We start from the raw sequence: 1,924 nt of genomic DNA, 5'->3' as shown, positions 1-1,924 counted from the left end.
TATACTAAAAGTATTTTGCATGAAGCAAACTGTTCACTGGAAAATGAAGGGAGTCTGTTTGTCAACAGTCTTCTTCGTCATTTCATACGCAACATGTTGATTTAAAAGGAATTTTTAGTTGTTGTTTTTTTTATGAGAAAGCCGTGCTGACCCAACCACCTGGATCAGTAAGCGAAATGGTCTTTCGGCGGCCAATCGCGCCTGCGCGTGAAGTATTGTGGCGGGTGGCTACAACTTTAGTTGTGTGAACGGTGATCGTAGCAATGTCGCCATTTTGGCGACACATTTTCAGATTGAAAGCAAACATTGCCCTAAGATAAAACCCAACAAGAGGCAAAAAATAGTATTTGAAATCAATGGGTTGGCGAGGTACAGTTTTTTTTTCAACAATCACCTGTAACACATTGATTTGTAATAGATTTTTTAGGCTATCAAACCCCGGTGAACTGCGAAGACTCTGGAATGTCGTAAATCTCAAGCTCAACGGTACCGTCTTCTAACTCGAAAACTTCCATGGCCTGGTTGACCAGGTCATTCAAGCTCGCCAGCTCCTGCAGTACCAGCTGGAACAGGTCAAGCTGCCGATCCAAGTCCATGACCATGGCAGAGTTAAGGCAGATAAGCCCCGCGTGGATGGGTTGCTTTGCGTGCTCTCCACCCAAGCTACCAGGCCCTTGACCTCGAAAGTCCACCGAATTGTGCGTGACCAAGGTGTAGTCATTGGCGACGACCTGCTCAATGAGCTGCCAATCCTTTGTGCCAGCCCATCCACGATTGCGCACGCAAGTCGACTCGACGTGCCCAGCAGCCACAGCCAGCTGCACGAGGTCCGGACTGAGACACTCGTCAATCAGCAATCGAAACGTCATGCGGTAGCGAGCCTCACTACTCGCTTAACACGCGGCTCCATCGTCGGGTTTGTATCCGCCAAACGCCGAGGCCGGCCACGACGGGGGTGTACCTCGTCGTAAACCCGAGCAGCCTGAATGTGGGCCTCCGTGAGGAACGGGTATGAAGCCTTTAGGCGGTCCATGCTGATGCCTGCAGTAATCGAACCCAACACGACATCGAGAGGTACGCGGGTTCCGGCAAAAACTGCGGCGCCACCCATAACGTCAGCACTGACTGTCACCAGTGCGTCAGCCTGGCATACGTCTTTCACCCGAGCGAACACTTCGGTGACATACGGGGCCATGTCAACCTCCACGCTGTAATTAGTTACCTTCCAGTTAAACCGGTCTGGGAGCTTCATCAAGGAGAACACATCATTTTTGCCTTGAAGCTGGGCTACCCGGTGGGTCAACTCATCAAGAACTTGCCGACGCGCGGCGGCAACCAGCCAATTGCGGTCATCGAAATAAAACTTCGCAAAGGCTGCACACAGCCGAGTGAACCTGCGGACACCTCCATTTTTTTCGAACAACACGTCCGGCATCAGATGCTCGTCAACCACTCTGTTCATGTCGCGGTCGGACAAGCCAGCAATAAATGCAGCTTCAGCAGTGGGGATGAGGATATGGGTGTACATGATAAATATTCCGATTGTTCGGAAGTATATATAACTTACTTTGAGAACGCAACGTCAAGCTTTTTCCAATGAGGTTTGAGCCTGAGCATCGGCCTGTATTTCCAACTCCCGTTGGCTGCAATGCCAGGTGGTTAAAGCGGCGACACGCAAGCTTGCGGCGGTAATGCAGCGCCGGTTTTGCCGGTTTGCTGATTGTGGCGTTGGCGCGGCACGGCAATCCCTGCCAACCAAGAAGTGAAACTGGATACTTTTTTTAGGCCAAAGATAGGTAGTCTTTTAGGCAAATAAACGGCAAGTTAATCCCTGTTGATCAATCCTGTTTGCCAAGGAGATTTGGGCGTCTATGAAATTCCTCCGCAACAATTGTCTCTACTGCGCGAATGTTTGCGCCAGATT

At 50.4% G+C, this 1,924-nt stretch carries 3 protein-coding genes; all 3 read right to left on the bottom strand.

Annotated features, from left to right (window positions below; translation table 11 throughout):
• Positions 1-130: 130 nt before the first annotated feature.
• The 3 genes from ACOYNV_RS28090 to ACOYNV_RS28080 are packed head-to-tail and all read right to left on the bottom strand — an operon-like array spanning position 131 to position 1,528.
• Positions 131-394, bottom strand: a complete 264-nt coding sequence (locus ACOYNV_RS28090; RefSeq protein ID WP_422903120.1) for a hypothetical protein — start codon at positions 392-394, stop codon at positions 131-133.
• Between the two features lie 37 nt (positions 395-431).
• A complete protein-coding gene (locus tag ACOYNV_RS28085; RefSeq protein WP_422903119.1) occupies positions 432-869 on the bottom strand; it encodes a DUF5615 family PIN-like protein in 438 nt (145 codons plus the stop codon).
• A complete protein-coding gene (locus ACOYNV_RS28080; RefSeq protein ID WP_422903118.1) occupies positions 866-1,528 on the bottom strand; it encodes a DUF433 domain-containing protein in 663 nt (220 codons plus the stop codon). The genes ACOYNV_RS28085 and ACOYNV_RS28080 overlap by 4 nt, the downstream gene beginning before the upstream one ends.
• Positions 1,529-1,924 lie beyond the last annotated feature (396 nt).

The sequence above is a fragment of the Propionivibrio sp. genome, from assembly GCF_049316945.1.
Classification (GTDB): domain Bacteria; phylum Pseudomonadota; class Gammaproteobacteria; order Burkholderiales; family Rhodocyclaceae; genus Propionivibrio.
Note: the sequence above shows the minus strand (reverse complement) of the source record. Positions and strands in the feature narration are given on the sequence as shown.